24 protein-coding genes and 1 pseudogene are annotated in these 25,031 nt (G+C 55.5%); 11 read left to right on the forward strand and 14 right to left on the reverse strand.

Annotated elements, in window-relative coordinates:
- The 4 genes from HALA3H3_RS26315 to HALA3H3_RS18850 all read left to right on the forward strand — a co-directional run.
- Positions 1–359, forward strand: a 359-nt coding sequence (locus tag HALA3H3_RS26315; RefSeq protein ID WP_272946852.1) for a group II intron maturase-specific domain-containing protein, incomplete at its 5' end; no start/stop codon positions are given.
- A 137-nt stretch (positions 360–496) separates the two neighbouring features.
- On the forward strand, positions 497–1,849 hold the full coding sequence (locus tag HALA3H3_RS18840; protein ID WP_022523119.1) for an NfeD family protein: 1,353 nt from the start codon (positions 497–499) through the stop codon (positions 1,847–1,849).
- A 46-nt stretch (positions 1,850–1,895) separates the two neighbouring features.
- Entirely contained in the window at positions 1,896–2,684 is a 789-nt protein-coding gene (locus tag HALA3H3_RS18845; protein WP_009287026.1) for a slipin family protein, read from the forward strand.
- A 124-nt stretch (positions 2,685–2,808) separates the two neighbouring features.
- The gene (locus HALA3H3_RS18850) at positions 2,809–3,126 is read left to right on the forward strand and encodes an antibiotic biosynthesis monooxygenase family protein (protein ID WP_022523120.1); all 318 of its coding nucleotides are present in this window, start codon (positions 2,809–2,811) and stop codon (positions 3,124–3,126) included.
- Positions 3,127–3,318: 192 nt separating this feature from the next.
- Here the strand turns inward: HALA3H3_RS18850 and HALA3H3_RS18855 are convergent, their stop codons facing one another.
- Positions 3,319–4,137 (reverse strand): DUF1206 domain-containing protein, encoded by an 819-nt coding sequence (locus tag HALA3H3_RS18855; RefSeq protein ID WP_022523121.1) that lies wholly within the window; start codon positions 4,135–4,137, stop codon positions 3,319–3,321.
- 154 nt (positions 4,138–4,291) lie between these two features.
- On the opposite strand from HALA3H3_RS18855, the gene HALA3H3_RS18860 reads away from it, so the two are divergent.
- Positions 4,292–5,125, forward strand: coding sequence for an AraC family transcriptional regulator (locus HALA3H3_RS18860; protein ID WP_022523122.1), 834 nt, complete (start codon positions 4,292–4,294; stop codon positions 5,123–5,125).
- On the opposite strand, the gene HALA3H3_RS18865 is transcribed toward HALA3H3_RS18860, so the two are convergent.
- On the reverse strand, positions 5,111–5,716 hold the full coding sequence (locus HALA3H3_RS18865; RefSeq protein ID WP_022523123.1) for a LysE family translocator: 606 nt from the start codon (positions 5,714–5,716) through the stop codon (positions 5,111–5,113). The genes HALA3H3_RS18860 and HALA3H3_RS18865 overlap by 15 nt on opposite strands.
- A 103-nt stretch (positions 5,717–5,819) precedes the next feature.
- Positions 5,820–6,740, reverse strand: coding sequence for a glutaminase (locus tag HALA3H3_RS18870; RefSeq protein WP_022523124.1), 921 nt, complete (start codon positions 6,738–6,740; stop codon positions 5,820–5,822).
- A gap of 341 nt (positions 6,741–7,081) precedes the next feature.
- Between HALA3H3_RS18870 and HALA3H3_RS18875 the strand changes: the two genes are divergently transcribed.
- The gene (locus HALA3H3_RS18875; RefSeq protein ID WP_022523125.1) at positions 7,082–7,945 is read left to right on the forward strand and encodes a bifunctional transcriptional activator/DNA repair enzyme AdaA; all 864 of its coding nucleotides are present in this window, start codon (positions 7,082–7,084) and stop codon (positions 7,943–7,945) included.
- Here HALA3H3_RS18875 and HALA3H3_RS18880 read toward each other — a convergent pair.
- Genes HALA3H3_RS18880 through HALA3H3_RS18905 form a run of 6 tightly spaced genes read right to left on the reverse strand, consistent with a single transcriptional unit; the run spans position 7,942 to position 13,656 of the window.
- Positions 7,942–8,808 (reverse strand): phosphodiesterase, encoded by an 867-nt coding sequence (locus tag HALA3H3_RS18880; RefSeq protein ID WP_022523126.1) that lies wholly within the window; start codon positions 8,806–8,808, stop codon positions 7,942–7,944. The two genes, HALA3H3_RS18875 and HALA3H3_RS18880, sit on opposite strands and share 4 nt — an antisense overlap.
- Complete coding sequence (locus HALA3H3_RS18885; protein WP_022523127.1) at positions 8,801–9,883, reverse strand: ABC transporter ATP-binding protein; 1,083 nt, start codon at positions 9,881–9,883, stop codon at positions 8,801–8,803. The genes HALA3H3_RS18880 and HALA3H3_RS18885 overlap by 8 nt, the downstream gene beginning before the upstream one ends.
- Before the next feature lie 23 nt (positions 9,884–9,906).
- The gene (locus HALA3H3_RS18890) at positions 9,907–10,695 is read right to left on the reverse strand and encodes an ABC transporter permease (RefSeq protein WP_022523128.1); all 789 of its coding nucleotides are present in this window, start codon (positions 10,693–10,695) and stop codon (positions 9,907–9,909) included.
- Positions 10,692–11,588, reverse strand: a complete 897-nt coding sequence (locus HALA3H3_RS18895; protein ID WP_022523129.1) for an ABC transporter permease — start codon at positions 11,586–11,588, stop codon at positions 10,692–10,694. Before HALA3H3_RS18895 ends, HALA3H3_RS18890 begins: the two co-directional genes overlap by 4 nt.
- Before the next feature lie 2 nt (positions 11,589–11,590).
- Positions 11,591–12,622 (reverse strand): ABC transporter substrate-binding protein, encoded by a 1,032-nt coding sequence (locus HALA3H3_RS18900; protein ID WP_022523130.1) that lies wholly within the window; start codon positions 12,620–12,622, stop codon positions 11,591–11,593.
- Between the two features lie 11 nt (positions 12,623–12,633).
- Positions 12,634–13,656 carry a LacI family DNA-binding transcriptional regulator gene (locus HALA3H3_RS18905; protein ID WP_022523131.1) on the reverse strand — a complete coding sequence of 341 codons (1,023 nt, stop codon included), beginning with the start codon at positions 13,654–13,656 and terminating at the stop codon, positions 12,634–12,636.
- Between the two features lie 202 nt (positions 13,657–13,858).
- On the opposite strand from HALA3H3_RS18905, the gene HALA3H3_RS18910 reads away from it, so the two are divergent.
- Positions 13,859–15,325 (forward strand): cobyric acid synthase, encoded by a 1,467-nt coding sequence (locus tag HALA3H3_RS18910; protein ID WP_022523132.1) that lies wholly within the window; start codon positions 13,859–13,861, stop codon positions 15,323–15,325.
- On the opposite strand, the gene HALA3H3_RS18915 is transcribed toward HALA3H3_RS18910, so the two are convergent.
- Positions 15,285–15,683, reverse strand: coding sequence for a RidA family protein (locus HALA3H3_RS18915; protein WP_022523133.1), 399 nt, complete (start codon positions 15,681–15,683; stop codon positions 15,285–15,287). The genes HALA3H3_RS18910 and HALA3H3_RS18915 overlap by 41 nt on opposite strands.
- Positions 15,684–15,853: 170 nt before the next feature.
- On the opposite strand from HALA3H3_RS18915, the gene HALA3H3_RS18920 reads away from it, so the two are divergent.
- Positions 15,854–16,417, forward strand: coding sequence for a hypothetical protein (locus HALA3H3_RS18920; RefSeq protein WP_022523134.1), 564 nt, complete (start codon positions 15,854–15,856; stop codon positions 16,415–16,417).
- 125 nt (positions 16,418–16,542) lie between these two features.
- Complete coding sequence (locus tag HALA3H3_RS18925) at positions 16,543–17,076, forward strand: cytochrome b (RefSeq protein WP_022523135.1); 534 nt, start codon at positions 16,543–16,545, stop codon at positions 17,074–17,076.
- Between the two features lie 5 nt (positions 17,077–17,081).
- Here HALA3H3_RS18925 and HALA3H3_RS18930 read toward each other — a convergent pair whose 3' ends face one another.
- From HALA3H3_RS18930 to HALA3H3_RS18940, 3 genes and pseudogenes are all read right to left on the reverse strand, one after another.
- On the reverse strand, positions 17,082–18,263 hold the full coding sequence (locus tag HALA3H3_RS18930) for a vWA domain-containing protein (RefSeq protein WP_009287016.1): 1,182 nt from the start codon (positions 18,261–18,263) through the stop codon (positions 17,082–17,084).
- Between the two features lie 3 nt (positions 18,264–18,266).
- Positions 18,267–19,121 (reverse strand): annotated as a pseudogene (locus HALA3H3_RS18935) (AAA family ATPase).
- A gap of 282 nt (positions 19,122–19,403) precedes the next feature.
- A complete protein-coding gene (locus HALA3H3_RS18940; RefSeq protein WP_022523138.1) occupies positions 19,404–21,386 on the reverse strand; it encodes a sigma-54-dependent Fis family transcriptional regulator in 1,983 nt (660 codons plus the stop codon).
- A gap of 288 nt (positions 21,387–21,674) precedes the next feature.
- Here HALA3H3_RS18940 and HALA3H3_RS18945 point away from each other — a divergent pair, with 288 nt between their 5' ends.
- Both HALA3H3_RS18945 and HALA3H3_RS18950 read left to right on the forward strand, forming a co-directional pair.
- On the forward strand, positions 21,675–23,489 hold the full coding sequence (locus HALA3H3_RS18945; RefSeq protein ID WP_022523139.1) for an NAD(P)/FAD-dependent oxidoreductase: 1,815 nt from the start codon (positions 21,675–21,677) through the stop codon (positions 23,487–23,489).
- 17 nt (positions 23,490–23,506) lie between these two features.
- On the forward strand, positions 23,507–24,577 hold the full coding sequence (locus HALA3H3_RS18950; RefSeq protein WP_022523140.1) for a 2,3-butanediol dehydrogenase: 1,071 nt from the start codon (positions 23,507–23,509) through the stop codon (positions 24,575–24,577).
- Positions 24,578–24,688: 111 nt separating this feature from the next.
- Here HALA3H3_RS18950 and HALA3H3_RS18955 read toward each other — a convergent pair whose 3' ends face one another.
- A complete protein-coding gene (locus HALA3H3_RS18955) occupies positions 24,689–24,916 on the reverse strand; it encodes a hypothetical protein (protein ID WP_022523141.1) in 228 nt (75 codons plus the stop codon).
- Positions 24,917–25,031: the final 115 nt, after the last annotated feature.

Consider the following 25,031-nt stretch of genomic DNA (forward strand, 5'->3'; position numbering starts at 1 on the left):
GCAGGGGGCGTAACATCCAACGGGTAATCGAAGGGTTGAGGCCAGTCCTACGAGGATGGGCTAACTACTTCAATCTTGTTGATGTGAAACGCCCCTTGGAAGCACTGGATCAATGGATACGGCGGCGCTTACGCGGCCTGATCTGGCGACAATGGAAACGCCCATCGACTCGGCGTCGGAAGCTGCGAGGGCTAGGCCTAGACGGGCACCGCGCCTGGAAATCGGCGGGGAACGGTCGAGGCCCCTGGTGGAATGCCGGGGCTTCGCACATGAATCAGGCCCTGCCGAGGAAATGGTTTTATGACCAGGGACTGATCTCGGTACTGGATACGGTAAGATGGCTTAAACGTTCTGCATGAACCGCCGTGGTACGGAACCGTATGCCCGGTGGTGTGAGAGGACAGGGGAGGCGACTCCCCTTCCTACTCGATTGTTGCTATGGATAGGCTGCAGATTCAGACGGGAATGTTCAAGGCGTTGAATGCGAGGAGTGGGTATGCAAACCCTTTCTCTCAAACCGCACTGGCTCTGGTTGATGGTTGCCGGTTTGCTAATGGCTACTATGTCGTTTACATGGCAGGCCATGGCACAAAGCGCTTCACCAAGCGTTCTGGTGCTTAATATTGAAGGCGCCATCGGCCCGGCTACCAAGGACTACTTTGAGCGTGGGCTGGATAAAGCCCGCGAGCAGGGCAGTGAGGTGGTGATCGTCGAGCTCGATACCCCCGGCGGGTTGGTCGACACCACCCGCGACATGATTCGCGAGATGCTCAACGCTGACATTCCCGTGGTGATGTACGTTTTCCCCAGTGGTGCGCGAGCGGCAAGCGCGGGCACCTATCTACTTTACGGTAGCCACGTGGCTGCCATGGCCCCCTCGACGCATCTCGGCTCGGCCACGCCGGTACAGATGGGCGGTGGGCTGCTCGGCAGCGATGAAGACGAAGAAGATAATTCGGCTGAGGAGTCCGAGGGCAGCGCCATGGAACGCAAGGTGATGGAAGATGCGGTGAGCTTTATCCGCAGCCTAGCGGAACGCCATGATCGCAATGCCGATTGGGCTGAAGAGGCCGTGCGCAATGCGGTCAATCTCACTGCCAGCGAGGCGCTGGAGCAGAACGTCATCAATGTGGTGGCGCGCGATCTTGACGATCTCCTTGAGCAGATTGACGGCATGAGCGTGGTCATGGAAAGCGGTGATGCCACGCTTGAGACCGCAGGCCTCACCATTGAGCGCTTCGACCCTGATTGGCGCACCCAGGTGCTATCGCTGATCACTAATCCCAACATAGCCTTCTTCTTGATGGTCATCGGCTTTTACGGGCTGGTTTTCGAGCTGGCCAATCCCGGCAGTCTGTTCCCCGGCACCATTGGCTTGATTTGCTTGCTGCTCGCCCTGTTTGCGTTTCAGGTGCTGCCGATTAACTACGCCGGGCTTGCGCTGATGGTGGTCGGGCTGGCGTTGATGGTGGGTGAGGCATTTATGCCTAGCTTCGGCGTGCTGGGGGTTGGCGGCATCATTGCCTTTGTGCTTGGCTCGGTAATGCTGATGGACGCGGAGCATCTTGCCATTTCGCTACCTCTAATCGGTGGTGTGGCATTGATGTCCGGGGGGCTAATGCTATGGACGTTAACACGCTTTGCAACGCTGCGCCGTCGTCCGGCACACACTGGCGCGGAGCAGTTAATCGGCGCAGATGCGGTTGCACTGGATGATTTTGAGACCAGCGGCCATGTAAGGCTGCATGGCGAGCGCTGGAACGCAGTAAGCGATGTGCCAGTCAAACGAGGTGAGAAGCTTGTGGTGGTGCGCCTTGATGGCTTGACGGTATATGTGACGCCCCGCTAGTGCCCACTTTCTGACATAACCGACCCACAGCTAAACGAGGTGTCCAATGATTATTTCGTATTTAGTTCCTGTCGTGCTGGTGGTGATGTTGATCGCTGCCTCTATTCGCATACTGCCAGAATATAAACGCGGCGTAGTGTTCTTTCTGGGGCGTTATCAGATAGTGAAAGGGCCTGGGCTAGTCATTGTGATCCCCGCCATTCAGAAGATGGAGGTGGTGGATCTGCGCGTCATTACCATGGATGTGCCGGAACAGGACGTAATCTCTCAGGATAACGTCACCGTTAAAGTTAATGCGGTGCTTTATTTCCGCGTCGTCGATCCAGAAAAGGCGATCATTCAAGTCGAGAATTTTACCCAGGCGACCAGTCAACTAGCACAGACCACTTTGCGTTCCGTGCTGGGTAAGCATGATCTGGATGAGATGCTTTCCGAGCGCGATAAGCTCAACGACGATATCCAGGAAATCATCGATACCCAAACCGAAGCGTGGGGTATCAAGGTCGCCAATGTTGAAATTAAGCATGTAGATTTGGATGAGAGCATGATTCGCGCCATTGCGCGCCAGGCAGAGGCGGAGCGTGAGCGTCGCGCTAAGGTGATTCACGCTGAAGGGGAACTGCAAGCATCCAAGAAACTGGTCGAGGCGGCCAATGTCATGCAGGAAAACTCTGCTGCGCTGCAACTGCGCTACCTGCAAACCATGAGCGACATGAGCAACAAGAATGCCTCGACAATCGTTTTCCCGCTGCCCATGGACATCATGGAAGCGTTCAAGGATATGAAAGCCAAGCATACGGCAGCGACGCCTGGTAAGGCGCAGGATGACGCCTAGGCTCACAGCTCTTCCCACTGCCTGTGGTACGGTTTGGCAGCAACTGGCAGTGGGCTCCCTGAATACATTTTTTGTTTCATGGGATATGCTTCGAAGCCTCTGATCCAAGGATCCCGGTGATGCCATGTCCCTGATTGCCACTACCCCTGAACCGCCTTACTACGCCGTTATTTTCACTTCACTACGCACCGAGGTCGATAACGGCTATGACGCAATGGCCGCAAGAATGGTTGAGCTTGCAGCACAGCAGCCGGGGTTTTTAGGGGTGGAGTCTGCCCGTAATGAGGTGGGTGTAACAGTTTCTTACTGGGCCGATTTGGCATCTATTAAAGCGTGGAAAGCCCATGCTGAGCATCAAGAAGCTCAGCGGCTAGGCCATCAGCAGTGGTACCAGCACTTCAAAACCCGTATCGCCAAAGTCGAGCGAGATTACGGTATTTAGCTGGTTGCCACCGATTCACGGCTTACACCACCAGCAACAGCAACAAGGGTATCAATACCAGTTCAATAGGAATGGGCAGAAGAATAGTCTCCAGAAAGGAGAGGGTGGCGAGTAGACACAGCATATTCTTCGAGCGGTTAATGCGCTCAAACCACTACTTAGTGCATTTGGATGTTATGGCCATGCAGGTCTCTACACTTCGGGATTAATGCGGCGATAGACAGCCGCTAATAGGCTGTAAAGGCCAAACGCAAAAAGTCCCAGCGCGACAAAACCAAGCAACCACTGACCGAAGGGCTGGCTTCGCAGGGTGCTAAACACCTCGCTCATACCGCCTGCTTGATTGGGATTGATTTGATAAGCGGCGATGATAAAAAAGCTACCCACGATCACAAACACAGCACCACGAATCACTAAGCCGAAACGGCAAATAGGGTAGGCCCATTGTTGCGTTTGTGGTGGCATAGCGAAGTGTTTGTCGAATTTGGCCTTGTAGCCTTTAAGCGCGTGGGCCATACCTACCCCTATCATGATTAGGCCAACCCCAGCGACCAGCCAGCGCCCGAAAGGCTGCTGCATCAGCCAGCCCGCGACACCTTGTGAACCACCACCTGAATCACCCGAAGAGCCCGCCAATTGAAAGATGAGCGTGGCGGCAAAAAAAGCCAACAACGTGTGGGTAAAGGCGCTCGCCAATAAGCCCGCACGAATTGCCAGCCCCTTGGCGCCGTTGCCGTGATGGTCGGTGTCTTTAACTGCTTGGATAGTCCGCCACATCGCGTAGCCCACCAAGCCGATGGCCATAAGGGCTAACAAGACTTTTCCGAAAGGAGCGGTGAGCACGCGTTCTAAGGCGCCCCGACTGCCTTCTGTTTGGCCGCCTTGTCCAAAGGCTGCCAGCGCTGCAAGGCCGCCGACTAATACATACACAATGCCCCGAGAGGCGTAACCCATGCGGGCGAAAAGGGTAATCGCATCACGGTGGTCGGGGTTATTCACACTATTGGCCATGGTGTCCTCCTGACATATTAGGCGTTGCGCATCCCTATGCAATCTAGTTCATATAGCGCTTATCCGCGGCCCATACTGGCCTTGTGCTGTGCTATTGTCCAGCCTAGGCCAAGCCGAAGTGTGAAAGGCTTTTTTTGAAAAACACGAGCAGAACATGAGTACAATTTCGTCACCTATTTTCTGGCGCGATGCGCGTATGCCCTATGTGGAGCTGCGCAAGATTAGCGACGCGCGACAAGTTTGTTATGCGCCGCACAGCCATACGCATTGGTCGCTGGGGGCCATTACCGCAGGTAAAAGCACTTTTTGCTATCGCGATGCGACGCATCAGATTAGTGCGGGTGACATCGTTATGATGAACCCCTACTGGGTGCATGCCTGCAACCCTATCGAGAACCAGCCCTGGGCGTACATGATGCTCTACGTCGATACCGAGTGGCTGAGTGAATTGCGTTACCAATTGGGCCTGTTGAATACGCCGTATTGGCAAGATATCGCCACCGCCGTCATTACCCAGCCAGCGCTTTATGCCGGGTACTGCGATATGGCTGCTTGTTTGCTGGATGAACGCCGCGAGATTAGCGATAAGCAAACGGCGCTAGTCGAATACTTGTCCATCATGATGCAAGTGCTTGCTCAGGAATCCCCCGCGGTATTGCCCCAAGCGCCCAGTGCGCTAGAACAGGTCGCGGCCTATTTGCGTGCCAATTGTAGCGCTGATATATCGCTAGAACGCCTATGTGAGCAGTCCGGCTATAGTGCTGGGCACCTGATTCGCGCCTTTAAACAGCACTTCGGACTAACACCCCATGCTTACCTGATTAATCAGCGCATTCAGCTGGGGCAGCAAGCGTTAAAACAAGGGCAACCTATCGTTGAGGCGGCTTTGAACGCTGGCTTTAATGACCAGCCCCACTTTCAAAGGACGTTCAAGCGGCTGGTAGCAGCGACACCCAACCAGTACCGCTACCCGCTACTCAACCAGTAAGACAATAGCGCTAACCGCCAGGCAGATAGCGAGTGCGCGGTTAATCGTCAGTAAGATGATAGGACGATGAACATAGCGTTTCAGAAAAGCGCCTGCATATACCCAACTGGCTAGCGATAGCCAGCAAATAGGCAGATAAAGGCCGGCGAACAGCCATAGCAGATGGGGCTCATTAGCAGTGGTGTAGGCGCCAATGCCAGCGGCAGACGCCAGCCACGCCTTGGGGTTGAGCCACTGCATCATGGCACCTGTCATAAACCCTGGCGCTTTGACGCCGCCTCGCTCCTGCAAGCGCCCATCGTGCTGTAAAAGTTGATAGCTGAGATAGAGTAAAAACAGAATGCCTGCCCAGCGCAAAAACTCTTCCAGCAGCGGCAGCACATTCAGCAGGGAGTAAAGCCCCGCGCCGATGGCTAAAAATAGCGCGATAAACCCGAGCGTGGCGCCGGTTACAAAAACAAGCCCTTTAGCAATAGGGTAGTGCGTACCGCTACTCAAACAAACGATGTTGACCGGCCCCGGCGAAATAGACGCGGCAAGCGCAAATGCGGACATGGGCAGAAGTGTAGGCAGCAGTAGTGTAGCGCTCATTGTCATCCTCCTCGGTAGTGCAAGGAGTTTGCGGTGGTGCCCCCTGGAGGTATTGAACAAAATTGAGGTGGTCGCTTAAATCGATGCCTTCCACTCTGCTCTTTTAATGCCCAAACACCGACCAACCGGTACGCTGCACAAACATTTCCAGCGCCTGGGTGCCTAATAAGCTATTGCCGTAACTATCTAATCCCGGCGACCAGACGGCAATAGAACCGTGGCCTGGAGCAATCGCCAAGATGCCACCACCCACGCCGCTTTTGCCAGGCAGGCCGACGCGAAATGCGAACTCTCCCGAGGCGTCGTAGTGCCCGCACATCATCATTAGTGAATTGATACGCCGTGCGCGCTGGGGGGCTACCACGCGAATGCCACTGGGTTTGTTGATACCATCCGAGGCCAAAAATAGCCCGGCATGGGCCAACTGCTCACAGCTCATGGCGATAGCGCACTGGTGAAAATAGGTGCCTAGCACCTTATCGACATCATGGCGCAGGCGGCCAAAGGCTTTCATAAAGTGCGCCAATGAAGCGTTGCGGTCGCGGTGGGCCATTTCTGAAGCGGCCACCGCGTGGTCGAAGTAAATGCTGTCGTCATCGGCGATATAGCGCACAAAGCTAAGAATCTCGCCAAGTGTCTCTTTGGGCTCGTGGCCCATCATGATCGCATCGACTACCGCAATGGCCCCGGCATTGATAAACGGGTTACGCGGTTTGCCGCTTTCATGCTCGAGTTGCACGATGGAGTTGAAGGGATCCCCTGAGGGCTCGCGGCCTACTTTTGACCACAGCGAATCACCCACTTGCCCAAGTGCAATGGTCAGCGTAAATACTTTAGAGATACTTTGAATCGAGAAGGGCGTGGTGGCACAACCTGCCGAGTACACTTTGCCATCCACCGTGGCGAGCGAAATGGCAAACTGCTGTGGGTCAACATGGCCAAGCTCGGGAATATAGTCTGCGACCTTACCGCGTTCTTCGGCGTTTGCCATGGCTGCTGCAATGTCATTGATCAAGTCTTGCATGGGCGTATCGTGTACCGTCAATGGAGGCGGGGCATTACCCTAGCGAAAACTGGTGGAAATGTCTGTTAAACATAACGCCTCTTTTAAACATAAACTGTCTGATCACCTGCCAGTGCGCAAGATTCGGGTCGGCAACTCGCCCGTGAAGGCTTAGGCTGAAAGGAACTAGGCTTTGTACGAAAAGTCGGCGAGCGAAGACTAGACAAGGCAAAAATCAACGAGAAAGCGGAGTTTACGGGGTGTAAATGAGCGTTTCGAGGCGATTTTTAACGCAGTATTGTCGAGCGCAGTCAGTTTTCGTACAAAGCCTAAGCAGCTCCGACGGTCAGAGAGATAAGACAATGAATGACTATGAGCGTATCGAAAAAGCCATGGCCTATATGGTGGCTCATGCGGCGGAACAGCCCAATCTGGAAACGGTGGCTGCTCATGTTCATTTGAGTGCCTTCCACTTCCAGCGACTGTTTTGTCGTTATGCGGGGATTAGTCCCAAACGCTTTTTGCAGGCACTCACCTTAGAGCGCGGTAAGCAGTTGATGCATTCGTCCACTTCTTTGCTGGATATCGCCCATACCCTTGGGCTGAGCGGTGGCTCGCGGCTTTACGACCACTTTGTTCAGTTAGAGGCGGTCACGCCCGGCGAGTATAAGCGCCAGGGTGAAGGAGTGGAGATCGCTTATGGCGTTCACGAAACACCTTTAGGTCGCCTATTCGTCGCGGTAACGCCCCGGGGTATCTGCCGAATGGGGTTTGTCGATACGACTAATTCAGAGGAGTTACTGGCAAGGTTGGCCAAGGAGTGGCCGCGCAGCACCCTTCAACATAACACTGAGTCCACTCGCTATGCGGTGGAAAGGCTGTTTACTGAGCCTGAAGAGGGGGCTACCGCTGTCTCGCTACACGTCACTGGCACCAACTTCCAAATAGCGGTTTGGCGAGCGCTGTTAACGATCCCCGAGGGGCAATTTGCCAGCTATTCCCATATTGCTCAGGCGCTGGGATCACCTAAATCGTCCCGAGCAGTGGGCAATGCAGTGGGCGCTAACCCCATCGCGTTATGGATCCCCTGCCACCGGGTGATTCAACAAAGCGGTGCACTCGGTGGTTACCGCTGGGGATTAGAGAAAAAGCAGATGGTACAAGCCTGGGAGCTGGCGCTGGCTCACACAGATAACACAGCGCTCGCCCCCAGTTTAACGACCTAATCAATCAGCCCGTTCGCATCAAAAAACGGGAAGGGGCCAGGATAGCGCTGGATAAACCCTTGGTGAGTCACCATACCGTTAGTTGCCGACCACTGGTGTAGCAGGTAACCGGGAGGCTCTAGCTGAAAGCTGGAGGGGCCGTCTGGGGTGAGATCCAAACTCACCTGGTGGGAAACCCCAGGGCAGCTAATCGCCAAAGTGTTAGCAAAGCGCGCTTGGATCGAACGGTGCAGATGCCCACAGAGCACGCGCTCGACCTGGGCATGTTTGCCAATGACGTCGGCTAGCGCGTCTGGTCGCTTCAGCGGCTGGCGATCCATATGGTCGATGCCACTAACAAAAGGGTGGTGATGCACCATGACGAGAGTCGGTTTTTCGGGATGCTCTGCCAGCATAGTGTCTAGCCACTGCAGGCTTTCATCGCTTAGCTCACCATGGGGTTTGCCGGGCACCGATGAGTCGAGCCCTACAATGCGCACCGGGTAGTCATCCACGACCCAGTGTAAATAGTCGCGGTGCTGAAACAGGTAACGGTGCTCGGGAAAGGCGGCGCGCAGATGCTCGCGGTCATCATGATTTCCAGGGATCAAGTACACGGGCAGCATTAACTCAGCCAGAATCTGCTTAAAGGTGGCGTACTCGCTAGGGTGGCCAAAATCGACCAAGTCACCGCTAATTAGCACCAGGTCGGGCCGCGGCGCTAGCTGATTGAGCGTGCTGATTGCTTGGCGCAGCGCATTGGCGGTATCTACCTGGCGGTAAGAGAGTTTCCCGCCCGCCTTGATATGCGGATCGCTAATCTGGGCGATAAGGCATTGCTGGGCATGAGGATCTTTCTGAGCGTTTAAACCTTGATCAGCCATTGGCCATCTCCTTGGCATTAACAGGGGCAGTGGGCTTATCTGGATGAAAAAGCACGCTGGAGGGGAGTGCCAAACCAATCGCGGTACCGTTTGGCCAGCGCTGGCGGGAGGGGGCCTCAATCTGGAGCGGCGAAGCGCCGCCGGTGTCCACCATCAGGCGCTGGGTCTGGCCCAGGAAAATGCTTTGTACCACTTTCCCCTTTACATCGGCTTGGTCAACGGAAACCACCTGGATATCTTCTGGACGGCAGTAGACAGTGGATACTCCCTGCAAATGGGCAGCGATGAGTTCACCTCCATGGACGACCAATCCTCCATCGGCGCGTGTGCTGATCACGTCCAGGCAGTTAACCGCACCAATAAAATCGGCCACAAAGGCGTTGGCCGGCTGATGATAAATCTCTTGGGGAGTGCCCAACTGCGCAATGCGTCCGGCTTGCATTACCGCGATGCGGTCACCCAAGGCCATCGCCTCATCTTGATCGTGGGTGACGTAGACCGCCGTGGTGCCCAATTCACGCAGCAGTTGGCCGATCTCGATGCGTAAGCGGTCGCGCAGTTTGGCGTCTAGCGCTGCCAACGGCTCATCAAACAGCAGCACCTTGGGGCGAACAGCAATCGCACGGGCGAGAGCGACGCGCTGTTTTTGGCCGCCGGAGAGGGCGTCGATGCGCCGGTCACCAAAGCCTTGTAAGTCGACCATATGCATGACTTCGTCAAGCCGATGTGCGATCTCGACACGTGGCAAACGCTGTATTTTCAAGCCATAGGCAATATTGTCGGCAACGCTCATATTGGGAAATAGCGCGTAGTTTTGAAACACCATTCCCACGTCGCGCTGCTCAATCGGCAGAGCGGTGACATCACGCTCGCCAAACATTACTTGCCCGCCTTTGTCGGGGCTTTCCAGGCCGCTAATAATGCGCAGGGTGGTGGTTTTGCCGCAGCCGGAAGGGCCCAGCAGTACCAGGGTTTCGCCCGCATTAACCTGCAAATCAAGCGGCTGGAGCGCTGTGTTGCCGCCAGCGAAGGTGCGGCTGCATTGGTGTAGCGTAATGCTGACAGATGAACTCATAACGGATTCTCAAATAATAAAACTTAGCGGCGCTGCTCGGTGAGTCGGCCTGCCCACTGAATCGCCACTAGCAAGGGCACCACCATCACCAGAAATATCAGCGTGTAGGCTGAGCCGATTTCAAGGCGCATCGAGGCATAGCTGTCGGCTAAGCCGACCGGTAGCGTTTTGGTTAATGGGGTATGCAGCATCCAGGTAATGTTGAATTCACCGATCGATAGGGTGACCACCATCAGCGCCCCCGCCAAAATACCGCTCATACAGTTGGGGATGACCACCCCGAAAAAGCGTTGCCGAAAACTGGCGCCTAAGCTGGCGGCGGCTTCTTCCAGTTGGGGAAGCTTGGCGGTTTGCATCACGGAGAGCACCGCGCGCACCATAAAGGGCAAGGTAAACAGCACATGGCCAACAAGAATAAATAGCCAGCTGCCACGAAATTCACGGTAGCTGCCATAGGCAAGCAGTAGGGCAAGCGCGGTGGCCAGCCCAGGCACGGCAACTGGTAGCAGTAGGAGTTCTTCAAGCGCATTGGCCCAGCGGCGACGGCTGCGCAGCAGGCCATAGGCGGCGGGTACGCCAATCAGGATAGTGATCAATAAGCAGGCCAGCGCCAGTTTAATTGAGAGCCAGATGGTATCGGCGTAGAGCTGCCACACCTCATCCACCCAGCGCAGGGTCAGGCCACTCTCAAGGCCGACAAAGTAGTTTTCGGTCAGCCCCGCCATGACCGACATGGCGACGGGCACGATCATGAACAGGCACACCAGCAGGGTGAAGCCCAATTGCAGCGTGAAGCGTAGGCGAGATTTCATACCGAGGCTCCCAAGTTGCCGCCAGCCAGCCTGCGGGCAAGACTCAATGCCATCCAGGTGATCACGCCCAATACCACTGAAAGCGCGGCTGCCATGGCGAAGTTAGCGTAGTTGGTGAATTCGCCGTAGATATTGAGCGGTAGAATGCTCAACTGCGTGCCCAGGGTAAACGCCGTACCAAAGGCGCCCATACTGGTGGCAAAGCAGATGGCACCGGTTGAGAGCAGCGCGGGAGCAATGCCGGGTACGATGACGTCTTTGGTGACCTGCCAGGTGTTAGCACCTAACGAGCGAGCTGCCTCTTCAAGGCTTCTATCCAGGTTGTCGCAGGCAGCCATCACAGTGGTGATAACGCGAGGAATGGAGAAGTAAAGGTAACCAATAAATAGCCCGGCCAGTGAGTAGGCGAACATCCAGCGCTCGCCAAACAGCCACAGGCTGGTCTGCGCCAAGGCACCTTGACGCCCTCCCAGCATGATGACCAAAAAGCCCACCACCACGCCTGGGAAAGCCAGCGGAAAGGTGAGGATAGCCACTAGTATGGACTTGCCAAAAAAACGCTGGCGGGCGAGAAAAAATCCGGCAACGCCCGCAATGGCAACCGCTACCAGTGACACTATCAGCGAAAGACCAACGGTGGTCGCCAGGCTGATTAAGTACTGACGATGGGTAAGAATAGTCAGGTAAGCGCTAATACCGCTGCTTGGATCAGCCTCGGCGCCCATCATGATCAGACGCGAAAAAGGCAGTAGCCAAAAGGCGCAGAAAATCACCAGGGCAGGCAGTAAGGCGAACAACGCGATAAAGCGTTTACGCCGGGCTGGGCCTACCATCGTCGATGGTCGACTTAGGTAAGAAGCAGCCCCGGAGGGCTGCTTGGATGCCGCTGTCATGATTAACGAACCTCCGACAGATACCGCTCAGAGAAGCTACGTTGAGCAGCCGCCATGGCGGGGTAGTCAAGTGCCTCGGCGCGGGCATACTCGCTATCGGGCAGAAAGACTTCGCGTGCTTCGGGGGAAATGGCGCTGGCGCGCACGGGACGTAGGTAAGCATCTGCCCATACCGCTTGGCCTTGGTCAGAGAGCACGAAATCAAGCACTTGCTGACCGTTTTCGGGGTTAGGGCCATCTTTTACCAGGCTCATAACATAGGGCACTACCACGCTGCCCTCCTCGGGAATCACAAACTCTACGTTGGCACCATCGCTATGGCGTGCGCGGTAAGCGTTGAAGTCGTAATCGAGAAGAATCGGGATCTCACCAGAAAGTACTCGAGCGTAGCTGGTTTGCTTGGGCACAATCGGGTCGTTTTTGGCTAGCTGATTGAAGTAGTCGATCGCCGGAGTGAAGTCATTAAGATCGCCACCCATGGCTAGGTTGACCGCCACGGCACCGACGTAGCCAACAAAGGCGCTGGCCGGGTCAAGGTAACCCACCATGCCGCGATACTCGGGCTTGAGCAGATCTTCCCAGGAAGTGGGCACCGGCGCGCCATCCAAGGCGTCAACGTTGACCATAAAACCGAGGGTACCAGAGTGAATGGCAAACCAGTTACCTTCGGGGTCTTTTAGACCTTCAGGAATCTCATCCCAGTGTTCGGGCTGGTAGGGCGCCACTACGTCCTCTTCCATGGCTTGAATGCCGAAGGTCACCCCGTAGTAAACGACATCGGCCACCGGGCTACTGGCTTCGGCAACCAATTGGGCTAAGGATTGGCCGGAGTTCTTGTTGTCTTGCGGCACGCGAATGCCGGTCTCCTGTTCGATCAAACGCAACTGAGTGCCCCAGTCCGCCCACTCAGGCGGGCAGTTGTAGCAGATAGCGTTGTCGCTTGACTGGGCAGTGGCGACCCCTGACGCACTGATAACCGCCGTGGCCAGTAACGCTTGATAAAGATGCTTAAGGTTCATGCGTTTAAGACTCATACCAAGTTCCTCTATAAAGTGCTTAACGTGGACTTGCGGGATGCCGGGATTCCGACACTTTCGCCCTTACGCAATGCGTGGGGCAGGGGAGCGGGCGTGCATTTTTCTCCCCGAATCATGGCTAACAAGGTGTGAACCGCGGTGCGCCCAATGTCGGCGCGAGGCTGCTCAATGGTGCATAGCGATGGGTAGAGGTGCTTGCCTAAGGCAATGCCATCAAAGCCCATCACAGAAAGGTCGCCAGGCACGTTAAAACCTGCGCGTTGTAATTCGCCCATCAGGCTGATGGCGAGCAGATCATTGGTACAGATCACCGCGCTGAGAGCCTCTGGCCCTTGCAGTGCAGGTGTTAGGCTTTTCAGGTCAGCTTGGGTATGGCGGGTCATCTCAACCAACGGGCGTGCGATCAGGCCTGCCTCGCGGATAGCGTGGCAGTAACCGTCAAAGCGCTGCCGGGCGCGGTCTGATTGCAGCAGCGGGCCAGCGACCATGCCAATGCGCTCATGACCCAGGGTGATTAAATGGCGGGTGGCATCAGCGCTGGCAGCGCGGTTATCGACGCCAATAGAGGGAAAACCACTTTTCCCTGGCGGGTTGTAAACTAGTAAGCACGGGGTGGTTTCTAAGCGCAGCGTGTTCAGCACGGCACTGTTATCCGCTTCAGCCACGGTCAGCACCAAGCCGTCCACGCGCTGGCGCAGCATCTCCTCAACAATGTCACCCTCGCGGCTGGGCGAGTATTCGCTGGTGGTAACGATCAGTGAGTAGCCAGACGCGCGGGCGGCCACTTCCATGGCTTGTAGCTGCTCGGCGAATACGGGGTTATCGAGACTGGGCACCATCACGCCAATCATCTGTGTCGCTTGAGAGCGCAGCTGTTGGGCGATTTTATTTGGCCTAAACGCTAACTGCTGGGCAGCGTTAAACACTTTTTCACGGGTAGCGGGGCGTACCAAGTCGGGGTTTGAAAAAGCCCGCGCCGCGGTTGCCCGAGAGACTCCTGCGAGTTTGGCCACACTAAGTAAATCTGCCATGGAAATACCTGTTATGAATGCAATGAGATCGATCTCATTTATTAGGTGTCAGCCTAGAGATGGCGTATGACGAATTGATGGCAATAAAAAGTATTTTTGATTATTAAGGGCAGCAGCGTGCTTAAGCGGAGATTGAACACATTGCACCGCTTAGCCCCTCCCGCTAAAGTCTCGCTCTTGTTCACCTGGACGAGACTTCTTTATGGCTACACTGATGATTCAAGGCACCACCTCGGATGCGGGTAAAAGCACTGTGGTGGCTGCCCTTTGCCGCGCGCTGGCAAGGCGTGGAGTATCGGTGGCGCCATTTAAACCCCAGAATATGGCATTGAATAGCGCCGTGACTGAGGACGGCGGCGAGATTGGCCGTTCCACGGCGTTACAGGCGCAAGCCTGCTATTTAGCGTCCCACAGTGATATGAACCCGGTACTGTTAAAGCCGGAAACCGATCGTGGCGCCCAGGTGATTTTACGCGGCAAAGTGCATGGCCATATGGATGCGCTGGATTACCACGCCTATAAACGCACCGCGAAAGAGAGCGTGATGGCGGCATGGCAGGCGTTGGAAAACCGCTTTGATGTCATTATTGCCGAAGGGGCGGGCAGCCCTGCTGAGATCAACCTACGCGAGGGGGATATCGCCAATATGGGCTTTGCCGAAGCGGCTGACTGTCCAGTGATACTGGTGGGCGATATTGACCGCGGTGGGGTATTCGCCCAATTGGTAGGTACGTTGGCGCTGTTGAGCGAGAGCGAACAGGCGCGTACCAAAGGCTTTATTATCAACCGCTTTCGAGGTGATATAGCGCTGCTTAAGCCGGGGCTTGAATGGTTGGAGGAGCGTACGGGAAAACCCGTATTCGGAACACTGCCTTATCTGCAGGGGCTAGTACTCGATGCTGAAGATAGCATTGGTTTAACCCACGCCGAAAAGGCTAGCCAGACACTTAACGTGATCGTTCCGGCGCTACCGCGCATCAGTAACCATACTGACTTCGATCCGCTGCGGTTGCACCCACAGGTATCGCTGACCTTTGTGGGGCCCGGCCAGCCGATACCCGCCGCCGATGTGGTCATTCTGCCCGGTAGTAAAAGTACCGCGAGCGATTTGGCGTGGTTAAAGCAACAGGGCTGGGATAACGCCATTCAGCGCCACCTGCGCTACGGCGGCAAGGTGTTAGGTATTTGCGGTGGCTTTCAAATGCTGGGCGAATGGGTGGATGACCCTGATGGTCTGGAGGGTAAGCCAGTAAAAGTGGCGGGCTTGGGCTTGTTGCCGCTGACCACCCGAATGGTGGCAGGCAAACAGCTACGCAATGTTCGCGGCGTGACCGTTGCTGAAGGGGTAACCGTCACCGGATATGAAATTCATAATGGCGTAAGTGAAGGGCAGGCGCTTAACGCGCCATTATTTGACATAGAAGGCCGACCAGAAGGCGCCGTCAGTGAGGATGGCCAAATAATCGGTACTTACCTGCACGGGTTATTTGACCACCCGGAGGCCTGCCAAGCCCTACTGAAGCAGTTGGGACTCGTTAATGGAGAGCAGAGCGATTATCAAGCTCACCGAGAACGTGAGCTTGACCGTTTAGCCGATATGCTGGAAGCCCATATCGATATTGAGGCGGTTATTGCGCTGATTGATGCGGGCGCTTCGCCATCACAGTGATTTCAATACTGCTTCCGCCGTAGAGGTTAGGGGATTCGGTGCAGGTGCGGGCAGGGTAGCGGCCAGGTTCAAAGTACTCCGCGTAAACAGTGTCCATGTCTTGGATAGCGTGTAGATCTGTGAGGTGGATATCCACCCGCACTATATCCGCTAAGCTGCCGCCTTCCATTTCAAGCATGCGCGATAGTGCGCGCATCACAAGGCGAGTCTCTTCTTTAACGTCGCCTTTGACTGCGTGGCCGTTAGAGAGATCGCCAACGGTCAGTCCTGAAATAAACACATAGTGATCATCGACTACCATGTGGCTACCGGGGAAGCTTGGTGTGGGCATGGTAGGGTCATTCATAAAGGTGGGCATGCTAGCTCCTTCTAAGTGATGTTCACGCTTACAGTTATCTTCGACAGATTGTTAACAGTAGTGTTCAGTATCAGTAAAAATGAATAGAGGACGCGTGAGGCATGTCGCGCTGTCAAAACGGCGATAATTACTCTAGGCTTGCGGCTTTTTAGTCGCTGAGGATGATTCATATGAAGGTCGTACACGTTAACGCAGAGGCCCAGCGCAACGCCTGTCTGGCGCGACTATGCGCTGAGGTATACGGGCAACAGGCTGGTCTAACGCCGCTGGTCGTGTTCACCGGCACCTGCAGTGTGTTATTTCCTCAGGAAGCCGCGCGACTGTTTGCTGCCGTTGACGGCCAGGGTAAACCCCAAGCGCTAGCGCTGCTAGTGCTGGACGAAGAAGGCGAGGGTATGACCGTGACCCACGCCTGCGCACTTGACCAGACAGATGCCCAGCAGCGTTTGATCAGCGAGCTTACTCTGAAAGCGCCGCTACGGGTCGAAGTGGATAACGCCGAACGAGAAGCGTTCTATCAAAAAAGTGGCATTAAGCGCTGGTTCGGCGGGGTGGATGGAAAGCGTATTGGCTTGGGCGCTCGCCACCCTGCCAAGAGTATTCGCGAATTAGCGCCTACCCTAGTGTTGGATGAAGCGCTTATCCTGCGCCGCTTTAAACATGACCCTAAGGCGTTTGAAACGGCCAAACAGGCATTTTTGAAGGGCTTAAACGATTTCCCGCAGTCGCTTTAATAGCCCTTAGGAAACGCTGCGTTCCAGTTTGTGCAACCAAGTTGCACGTTGTTGCCATGTTATTTACGTGTTGCCCCGATAAAATAAGCATCACGACTAGCTTATTAAAAGAAGGGAGAAGCTGCATGGCATTACCGATAATGGATAACAGTCAACGTTACGGTGCGATTAGCCGCTTGTTGCATTGGGGGATGGCGCTACTGTTTGCTTGGCAGTTTACGAGTGCCACGGCGCACTGGCTTTTTCCGGACACACCCTTTGAAGAGTTCTTCTGGGGAACCCATTACCCAGTGGGTGTATTGCTACTGACCTTAGTCGTACTGAGAGCGATATGGGCGTTGGCCAATGCATCGCGCCGTCCGCCATCGGTGAGCGTTATGGCAAAGTTGGGCCATCTTGTTCTCTACGGCTTGATGATGGTGATTCCGACGATTGCGCTTATTCGCCAGTACGGTTCGGGCCGCTCGCTTGAGGTGTTTGGCTTTACGCTGATGTCAGGTTTTGAAGGCGAGGAAATCACCTGGATGACAGATCTGGGCGGTTTGCTCCACGGTGAGCTAGGCTGGACATTGTTAGCGTTGATCGTAGGGCACATCGTGATGGCCATTTTGCATCGCAAGCTGACTCACCACGACGTGCTGACGCGCATGGCCAGATAATCAGACTACTTCTTTGCTAGCTCGCGCATGGCGGTTTCCAAACCCTCCATGGTCATGGGGTACATGCGGTCATCAATGATCTCGCGGATTAGTTGAGTAGAGTAGGTGTACTCCCATGCCCGGGGTGGCATCGGGTTAAGCCACGCCAGGCGGGGAAACGTTTCGCATAAACGCTTCAGCCACACGCCGCCCGCTTCGTCGTTAAAGTGCTCTACGCTACCGCCGGGGTGGGTGACCTCATAGGGCGACATGGCCGCGTCACCGACAATCACGACCTGGTAATCCGCACCGTAGGTGTGCAAAACATCCATGGTCGGGATCCGCTCGTTACCCCGACGCATATTGTTTCGCCAAACCCCTTCGTAAAGGCAGTTATGAAAGTAGTAGTGCTCAAGATGCTTGAACTCTGAACGGGCGGCAGAGAACAGTTCTTCGCAGACGCGAATATGATCATCCATCGAGCCGCCCACATCCAAAAATAGCAGCACTTTAACGGCGTTATGGCGCTCCGGGCGCATCTGAACGTTGAGTAGCCCGGCGTCCTTGGCAGTTTCGCGAATAGTGCTATCCACGTCAAACTCATCTAGCGCCCCTTGGCGGGCAAACTTGCGCAGGCGACGCAGCGCCATTTTGATATTGCGCGTGCCTAATTCCAGAGAATCATCGTAATCGCGGAAGCGTCGCTCGTCCCAGACCTTGGTGGCGCGGCGGTGGCGGGAGCCATCCTGACCAATGCGAATGCCTTCCGGGTTGTAGCCGTAGGCGCCAAAGGGGCTGGTGCCGCCGGTGCCGATCCATTTATTGCCGCCCGCGTGGCGCTCTTTTTGCTCCTCCAGGCGTTTTTTGAACGTCTCAATGAGTTCTTCGAGGCCGCCCAGGGATTCGATCTTGGCTTTCTCTTCGTCGGTAAGCTGCTTCTCAAACTCCCGGCGTAGCCAGTCATCGGGGATCAGCGCTTCAATGGCGGCGTCCATATCCTCAAGGCCTTTAAACCAGGCGGCGAAGGCACGATCAAAGCGGTCAAAGTGGCGTTCGTCTTTGACCATCACCGTGCGGGCCACCTGATAGAAGGCTTCCATATCGGCGAACACCACACCGCGTTCCACCACGGCGTGAAGATCCAGCAGCTCACGTAGCGATACCGGAACGCCCGCACGCTTTAGTGTTTCGAATAGGCCAATAAACATGGCTTAGCGGCCTGTGCCTTTTTGGCGACGGATCATAAACGCCAGGCGTTCCAGCAGTTGGGTGTCCTGCTCGTTTTTGACCAAGGCGCCGGCCATGGGTGGAAGTGCTTTGGACGGATCGCGGTTGTAGAGCGCCTCTTGAGCAATATTGTCAGCCATCAGTAGCTTGAGTCAGTCGACTAGTTCAGATGTGGAAGGCTTTTTTTTGAGGCCTGGCGCTTTACGTAGCTCGAAAAATACCTCTAAGGCTTCGCTGACCAGCTTGGGGGCGATATCCGGGAAGTGCACATCGACAATCGCCTGCATGGTCTCGCGGTCAGGGAACTCAATGTAGTGGAAAAAGCAGCGGCGTAGGAACGCGTCTGGCAGCTCTTTTTCATTATTCGAGGTAATAACAATAATCGGGCGCTGTTCGGCGCGAATGGTTTCGCCGGTTTCGTAAACGTGGAATTCCATACGATCCAGCTCTTGAAGGAGGTCGTTGGGGAATTCGATATCGGCCTTGTCGATCTCGTCGATCAGTAGCACCACCCGTTGATTGGCGGTAAAGGCTTCCCACAGCTTGCCGGGTTTGATGTAGTTGGCGACGTTTTCCACGCCTTCAACGCCTAGCTGAGAATCCCGCAGGCGGCTGACTGCATCGTACTCGTATAAGCCCTGGGCCGCCTTGGTGCTGGATTTGATATGCCAGGTAATCAACTGAGTATCGAGAGATTCAGCCAGCTCTTCAGCCAGCAGGGTTTTGCCGGTACCCGGCTCGCCTTTGATCAACAGCGGCCGCTCGAGCACCACGGCAGCATTCACCGCCTGCTTAAGCGCATCGGTTGCGATATAGGAAGAAGTGGAGTCAAACGCCATGGGAGGGCCTCGGCTTGTCGAAAGCGGGTTTATAAAAGGATAAACGGATTCAAACAAGTGTACGTGAGGGTCACCCTCAAGGCCAAGAGGTAGTGGTAGCTGGCTGGCATTCTGCACAACACTGTGCCGAGTGCAGGTTTCCGCGAGGGCGCTGTTAACCCATCCGTGGGCGCTACTTTCGCCATCCATGGCGAAAGACCCTCGCTTCAACCTGCCCTCGCACCGTGTTCTCAAGATATGTTGCAGTTATTTCCCAATCAAAAGCTTTGAAGTAGCTTTTTATCACCCCTGCCAATTCGGCGGCACTATGTCTTGGCGCTGCATTTGCCGGTATATCGTGGGCCTTGAAACCCCGAGAGCGCGAGCCACGGCGCTAATGTTCCAGTGCTGCTCCTTGAGCATTTCCAGCAATGTGTGATCGCTGTCGCTACCAGCGTCTGCAGGCAGGGGAGTTGCTTGCCGAGTGATGCGTTGGCTTAGGCACTGCTCAGGTAAGTCATGAACGGTGATTTCTTCGTTTTCTGAGGTGGCCAGTGCAAAGGCCAGCGCATTCTTTAGCTGACGGATATTACCGGGCCAGGCGTAAGCTAGTAGGGCGCTAATGGCATCGGCCCGCAGGCGCGGTGATTGGCTGGAGGCTCGCTCCTGGATGATGTCATCAAATACGCGGCGGATAACGTAGAGCTTATCGGCGCGGTCGCGTAGCGCGGGCAGGCGCAGTTGAGCCCCGTTAAGGCGGTAATAGAGGTCTTCGCGGAACTCACCCTGCTGGATCATCGAATCGATATTGCGATGAGTGGCGGTAATCACCCGAATATCAACCTTTTCAGGCTTATTGGCCCCAAGAGGCATCACTTCTCGCTCGGCCAGTACGCGCAGTAGGCGGGTTTGCAGGGCCAGCGGCATATCGCCGATTTCATCTAAAAACAGTGTGCCGCCGTGGGCTTGGGGAATCAGCCCGCGCATGCCTTTGGCGCGCCCGCCGGTAAAGGCGCCGGGCTCGTAACCAAACAGCTCGCTTTCGATCAGCGCTTCGGGAATGGCGGCACAGTTTACTGCGATAAAGGGGCCTTTAGATCGGTTGCCGCTGTCATGCAGAGCACGGGCAACGACCTCTTTGCCGGTGCCGGTTTCTCCGCTAATCAGCACATTGACGCTGGCTTCGTTGCGCAACCGTTCAGCCAGTTTCTGCACTTTGCGCATGGCGGGGTCGTCGGCGCCGAGGCGTACCAGTGGTTCCGGCAGGCTGGAGGCGAGAGGTTGTGCTTGCTGAGCAGGGCGCGGGCGGCGTGGCTCCAGCAGGCTAATAAAGTAGATCGTGTTATCGACCCTGGCGCGAAAAGCACGCAGTTGATCGTCGGTGGCGCTATTAATGCTGAGTACATCGGCGATCTCGCACTCGAATAGCTCCCCCAGCATTGGGGTGTGATGGGCTGACCAGGGTGGCCAACGGCGCTGGTGTTCACTTATCAGATCACGACCCACTGCGTTGGCAGCAATCACTTGCCCGTTCTCTTCAATGGCGATGAGTCCGCGCCCGTTTACATGCACGAACTCTCGCGAGGTATCCAGCCGCACCATCAGGCAGTCACGGTAGCGCTGGAGAAAATAGGCGTCCTCAATCATGCGTGCGTAGAGCGTTACCAGCGAGAGGCTGAAATTTTGACTCTCATGCTGGGTAGGCGATTGCAGCGCGGAGATATCCAGCACGGCCATGACGTTGCCTTGTGGGTCGGCGATGGGGGCGGCAGTACAGGTAAGCGAAATATGCGAGGCGTCGAAGTGCTCCTGGCGGTGGCAGATAATCGCCTGGCGATCATGCAGGCAGGTGCCTACGGCACAGGTGCCCGCAAAGCGTTCGTCCCAGTCAGCACCGAGATAAAGGCCTGCTTTGCGCAGTTGCTGGTCTTGGTTGGGATCGCCACGAAACTCAACGGTTATCCCGCGGTGGTCGGTGAGCAGTAGCACGTAGCCGAGTTGCGCAATTTGCTGATAAAGCTGGTCAACCCCGGCTCTTGCCACATGCAGGAGTTCATCCACGGATTCCCGGTGCTCAATCAGGATTTGCTGGGGCACTACCCGGGCTGGGCGTGGCTGGGTGGGATCGAGCTGGTACTCGTTTAGGCAGCGCAGCCAGGAACGCCGAATGGTTTGCTGGGCCGGTAGCTGCGGAACTTCCAGGCCTTCGCCGAGCTGGAAAATATGCTCAATATGCTGGCGCTGGACGGATTGCAGCCGTGCAGGCAGAGGCGATTGAGTAGGCATGGCGTAGTTCACCGTAGGGATTGTTATTGTCCTTCCAGCCTATGCGCTCTGGCGTGGGTGTCAACGCAGTGCTATTACGCCGTTAGTCGTGCGTTACACCTGTAACACCTAGCTGTAAACAGTGTGACAGGTGTCCACCTCCTCACTACGTCTTATCGCCGCTTCGTTTTATTAAATAACGTTATCTTTCAGTTGGTTGTAGTGGCTTTGTGTGTTTTGGCACGGCGGATGCTTGGAGTTGGGTGTCTCACAAGCAATTCAACAATAACAAACGATGGAGTTCTCGCTATGTCACAGACACCGACACAAACACATCAAACCGCCACGGCGACTGTCCAAGGGTGGCTGAGTGATTTTGATAAAGCGCTGCAAGCCCAGGATATTCAGCGTGTTTTGTCGCTATTTAATGAGGAGTGCTACTGGCGCGACTTTGTAACCTTTACCTGGAATTTAAAAACCTGTGAGGGAAAAGATGCTATTCAGGCCTTGCTCAATGCCACCCTGGAGAACACACGTCCTTCGAACTGGCAGCTAGAAGGCGAAGCTACCCAAAACGGCGATATCAGTGAGGCGTGGTTTACCTTTGAGACCGCGGTCGCCAGCGGCAAAGGTTACCTGCGTCTAAAAGACGGCAAATGCTGGACGCTACTAACCACTATGCAGTCGCTTCATGACTACCCCGAACCGCGTAACCACAACCGCCCAAAAGGAGCTGAGCACGGGGCCAATAAACAGCGTGAAACCTGGTTAGAGTCACGGGAGCGCGAAGAGGCAGAGCTTGGCTATACCCAACAGCCTTACTGCGTAATCATCGGCGGAGGCCAAGGTGGGATTGGCCTTGGGGCGCGGCTGAAGCAGATGGACGTGCCGACCATCATCATAGAGCGCAACGAGCGAGCCGGTGACTCCTGGCGCAAGCGCTATAAATCCCTCTGCCTGCATGATCCAGTCTGGTACGACCACCTTCCCTATATTCCTTTCCCTGAAAACTGGCCGGTGTTTGCGCCTAAAGACAAGGTGGGCGATTGGCTGGAAATGTACACAAAAGTGATGGAGCTCAATTATTGGAGTTCCACTGAGTGTCAGAATGCTCGCTTCGATGAAGCCGCAGGCGAGTGGGTTGTTAACGTCAAACGCAACGGCGAAGCGATCACGCTACGCCCGAAACAGCTGGTAATGGCCACCGGGATGTCGGGTATGCCCAATGTGCCGTCATTTCCTGGTGCAGAGAGCTTCGCAGGCGAACAGCAGCATTCCAGCCAGCACCCAGGGCCGGATGCTTACGCGGGCAAGAAGTGCGTGATTGTAGGCTCGAATAACTCTGCTCACGATATTGCCGCGGCACTTTGGGAGCACGACGCCGATGTGACCATGCTGCAGCGTTCATCCACCCATATTGTGAAGTCGGACTCTTTGATGGAGGAAGTGCTGGGGCCGCTCTACTCCGAAGAGGCGGTGGCCAGTGGCTTAACCCACGACAAGGCTGATCTGATTTTTGCCTCGATTCCCTACAAGGTGCTGCCGGACTTTCAGCGCCCGGCGTTTGAGGCAATCAAACAGCGCGACGCCGAGTTCTATCAGAAGCTGGAAGACGCGGGTTTTATGCTCGATTTTGGTGACGACGACTCGGGTCTGTTCTTGAAGTACCTGCGTCGTGGCTCGGGTTATTACATCGATGTGGGCGCCTGTGATCTGGTCGCCAACGGCGATATCAAACTGCGCAGCGGCGTAGGCATTGAGCGCATCAATCCCCACTCCATCACCCTCACCGATGGCAGCGAGCTAGCGGCAGATTTGATCGTTTACGCCACCGGTTATGGCTCCATGAATGGCTGGGCGGCGCGGCTTATCTCTCAGGAAGTGGCGGATAAAGTCGGCAAGTGCTGGGGCCTGGGCTCTGACACCACCAAAGACCCTGGCCCCTGGGAGGGCGAGCTGCGCAATATGTGGAAACCCACCCAGCAAGAGGCGCTGTGGTTCCATGGTGGCAACCTGCACCAGTCGCGGCACTACTCACACTATTTGGCGCTGCAGTTAAAGGCACGGATGGAAGGGCTGGAAACGCCTGTCTACGGTCTGCAGCCGGTTCACCATACGTCTTAAAACAGGAAGGGTAACCCATGAGTCAGTCAAGCATGCAGGCAGCGGTATGGTATGCAGCAAAAGATTTACGCGTTGAGCAAGTGCCGGTTCCCACTATCAGCGACCCCCATGAAGTGAAGGTGAAAGTGGCTACCTGTGGTATTTGCGGCAGTGATCTGCACGAGTATGCCGCCGGGCCCATTTTTATTCCGGTCGGTAAGCCGCACCCGATCAGTGGCGAGCAGGCGCCGATCATTATGGGCCATGAATTTGCCGGGGAAGTAGTCGAGGTCGGCGAGAAAGTCACGCGGGTGAAGGTAGGCGACCGCGTGGCGATTGAGCCGATTCTCTCGCCCAACAAAGATGGCGCTTACCAGATGGAGCGCTATAACCTGACGCCCTTGCTTGGCTTTCATGGTCTATCCGGCGGTGGCGGTGGCTTTTCCGAGTTCACCGTGATGGGGGAGCATATGGTGCACAAGCTGCCGGATGATCTCAGCTTCGAGCAGGGCGCACTGGTCGAGCCCGCGGCGGTAGCGCTACATGCGGTGCGTCAAAGCTGCCTGAAAGCAGGGGATAGTGCGGCCGTGTTTGGTGCTGGGCCGATTGGCTTGATGACCATTGAAGCGCTAAAAGCCGCAGGCGCTGCTCAAATATATGCTGTTGAGGTCGCGCCTTCACGGAAAGCTAAAGCTGAAGCGCTAGGTGCCACTGTGGTTGATCCGCAGCAAGAGGATGTTGTGGCGAAATTACAAGCCTTGAGCGGTGGTGGAGTGGACGTGGCGTTTGAAGTGACCGGCATTCCTGCCGTGCTGAATCAGGCGCTGCACAGCACCCACGAAGGGGGCGAAGTGGTGGTGGTGAGTATTTGGGAAGGAGAGGCCAGCTTTCAGCCTAACGATTTAGTCATCAAAGAGCGCACCATGAAGGGCATTATTGCCTATCGCCATGTTTACCCCGCGGTAATGGCGCTGATGCAACGAGGCTACTTCCGCGCCGAGGACATGGTGACCCAGCGTATTCCATTGGCGGATATCGTGGAGGAGGGCTTTGAGGCGCTGCTAAACGATAAAGCCCAAGTGAAAATCATCGTGACACCTAACCACTAATCTGAGGATTCCGAGCGTAAACAAACGCATATGATGCTTTGTGATGCAAAAAGACCGCAAAGTGCGCAATGCTGGTGCATTTTGTTTGCTGCAGTGCGTCGGAGCTTGATGCTAATCGAGTGATTTTTTATTAAATATTTGATTTTTAATAATATTTAAAAAAGTGGCACGCAGATCGCAATATATATGGCAAAGGATGAGTGAATAGAGAGGCGCAATTAACCATCTGGCTTCTTTTCCTTCTTCATCCACGTTGCTACCGGCTGGTAGCAATAAGCAGAGTGAGCTGGCGTGCTCCACCTGGTCCCCTTCGGGGGACTTTTTTTGTGCGCCCGGCACGGGCGCACTCCTGGAGGTGCAAGTCCTCCCGTAAGCTGGCCACAGCGAACGAAGCGAAGCGCAACTGCGGAAGGGTGACCAACCGTGGGAAGGAAGCGTGGAGCGTAAACCGCGA

Origin of the sequence: Halomonas sp. A3H3, assembly GCF_000982975.1 — a bacterium.
GTDB lineage: Bacteria > Pseudomonadota > Gammaproteobacteria > Pseudomonadales > Halomonadaceae > Vreelandella > Vreelandella titanicae.

Bases quoted from the DNA above. Each gene is read 5' to 3' on its own strand.
- HALA3H3_RS18840 (WP_022523119.1), top strand. From the start codon at position 497: ATGCAAACCCTTTCTCTCAAACCGCACTGGCTCTGGTTGATGGTTGCC.
- HALA3H3_RS18845 (WP_009287026.1), top strand. From the start codon at position 1,896: ATGATTATTTCGTATTTAGTTCCTGTCGTGCTGGTGGTGATGTTGATC.
- HALA3H3_RS18850 (WP_022523120.1), top strand. From the start codon at position 2,809: ATGTCCCTGATTGCCACTACCCCTGAACCGCCTTACTACGCCGTTATT.
- HALA3H3_RS18855 (WP_022523121.1), bottom strand. From the start codon at position 4,137: ATGGCCAATAGTGTGAATAACCCCGACCACCGTGATGCGATTACCCTT.
- HALA3H3_RS18860 (WP_022523122.1), top strand. From the start codon at position 4,292: ATGAGTACAATTTCGTCACCTATTTTCTGGCGCGATGCGCGTATGCCC.
- HALA3H3_RS18865 (WP_022523123.1), bottom strand. From the start codon at position 5,716: ATGAGCGCTACACTACTGCTGCCTACACTTCTGCCCATGTCCGCATTT.
- HALA3H3_RS18870 (WP_022523124.1), bottom strand. From the start codon at position 6,740: ATGCAAGACTTGATCAATGACATTGCAGCAGCCATGGCAAACGCCGAA.
- HALA3H3_RS18875 (WP_022523125.1), top strand. From the start codon at position 7,082: ATGAATGACTATGAGCGTATCGAAAAAGCCATGGCCTATATGGTGGCT.
- HALA3H3_RS18880 (WP_022523126.1), bottom strand. From the start codon at position 8,808: ATGGCTGATCAAGGTTTAAACGCTCAGAAAGATCCTCATGCCCAGCAA.
- HALA3H3_RS18885 (WP_022523127.1), bottom strand. From the start codon at position 9,883: ATGAGTTCATCTGTCAGCATTACGCTACACCAATGCAGCCGCACCTTC.
- HALA3H3_RS18890 (WP_022523128.1), bottom strand. From the start codon at position 10,695: ATGAAATCTCGCCTACGCTTCACGCTGCAATTGGGCTTCACCCTGCTG.
- HALA3H3_RS18895 (WP_022523129.1), bottom strand. From the start codon at position 11,588: ATGACAGCGGCATCCAAGCAGCCCTCCGGGGCTGCTTCTTACCTAAGT.
- HALA3H3_RS18900 (WP_022523130.1), bottom strand. From the start codon at position 12,622: ATGAGTCTTAAACGCATGAACCTTAAGCATCTTTATCAAGCGTTACTG.
- HALA3H3_RS18905 (WP_022523131.1), bottom strand. From the start codon at position 13,656: ATGGCAGATTTACTTAGTGTGGCCAAACTCGCAGGAGTCTCTCGGGCA.
- HALA3H3_RS18910 (WP_022523132.1), top strand. From the start codon at position 13,859: ATGGCTACACTGATGATTCAAGGCACCACCTCGGATGCGGGTAAAAGC.
- HALA3H3_RS18915 (WP_022523133.1), bottom strand. From the start codon at position 15,683: ATGCCCACCTTTATGAATGACCCTACCATGCCCACACCAAGCTTCCCC.
- HALA3H3_RS18920 (WP_022523134.1), top strand. From the start codon at position 15,854: ATGAAGGTCGTACACGTTAACGCAGAGGCCCAGCGCAACGCCTGTCTG.
- HALA3H3_RS18925 (WP_022523135.1), top strand. From the start codon at position 16,543: ATGGCATTACCGATAATGGATAACAGTCAACGTTACGGTGCGATTAGC.
- HALA3H3_RS18930 (WP_009287016.1), bottom strand. From the start codon at position 18,263: ATGTTTATTGGCCTATTCGAAACACTAAAGCGTGCGGGCGTTCCGGTA.
- HALA3H3_RS18940 (WP_022523138.1), bottom strand. From the start codon at position 21,386: ATGCCTACTCAATCGCCTCTGCCTGCACGGCTGCAATCCGTCCAGCGC.
- HALA3H3_RS18945 (WP_022523139.1), top strand. From the start codon at position 21,675: ATGTCACAGACACCGACACAAACACATCAAACCGCCACGGCGACTGTC.
- HALA3H3_RS18950 (WP_022523140.1), top strand. From the start codon at position 23,507: ATGAGTCAGTCAAGCATGCAGGCAGCGGTATGGTATGCAGCAAAAGAT.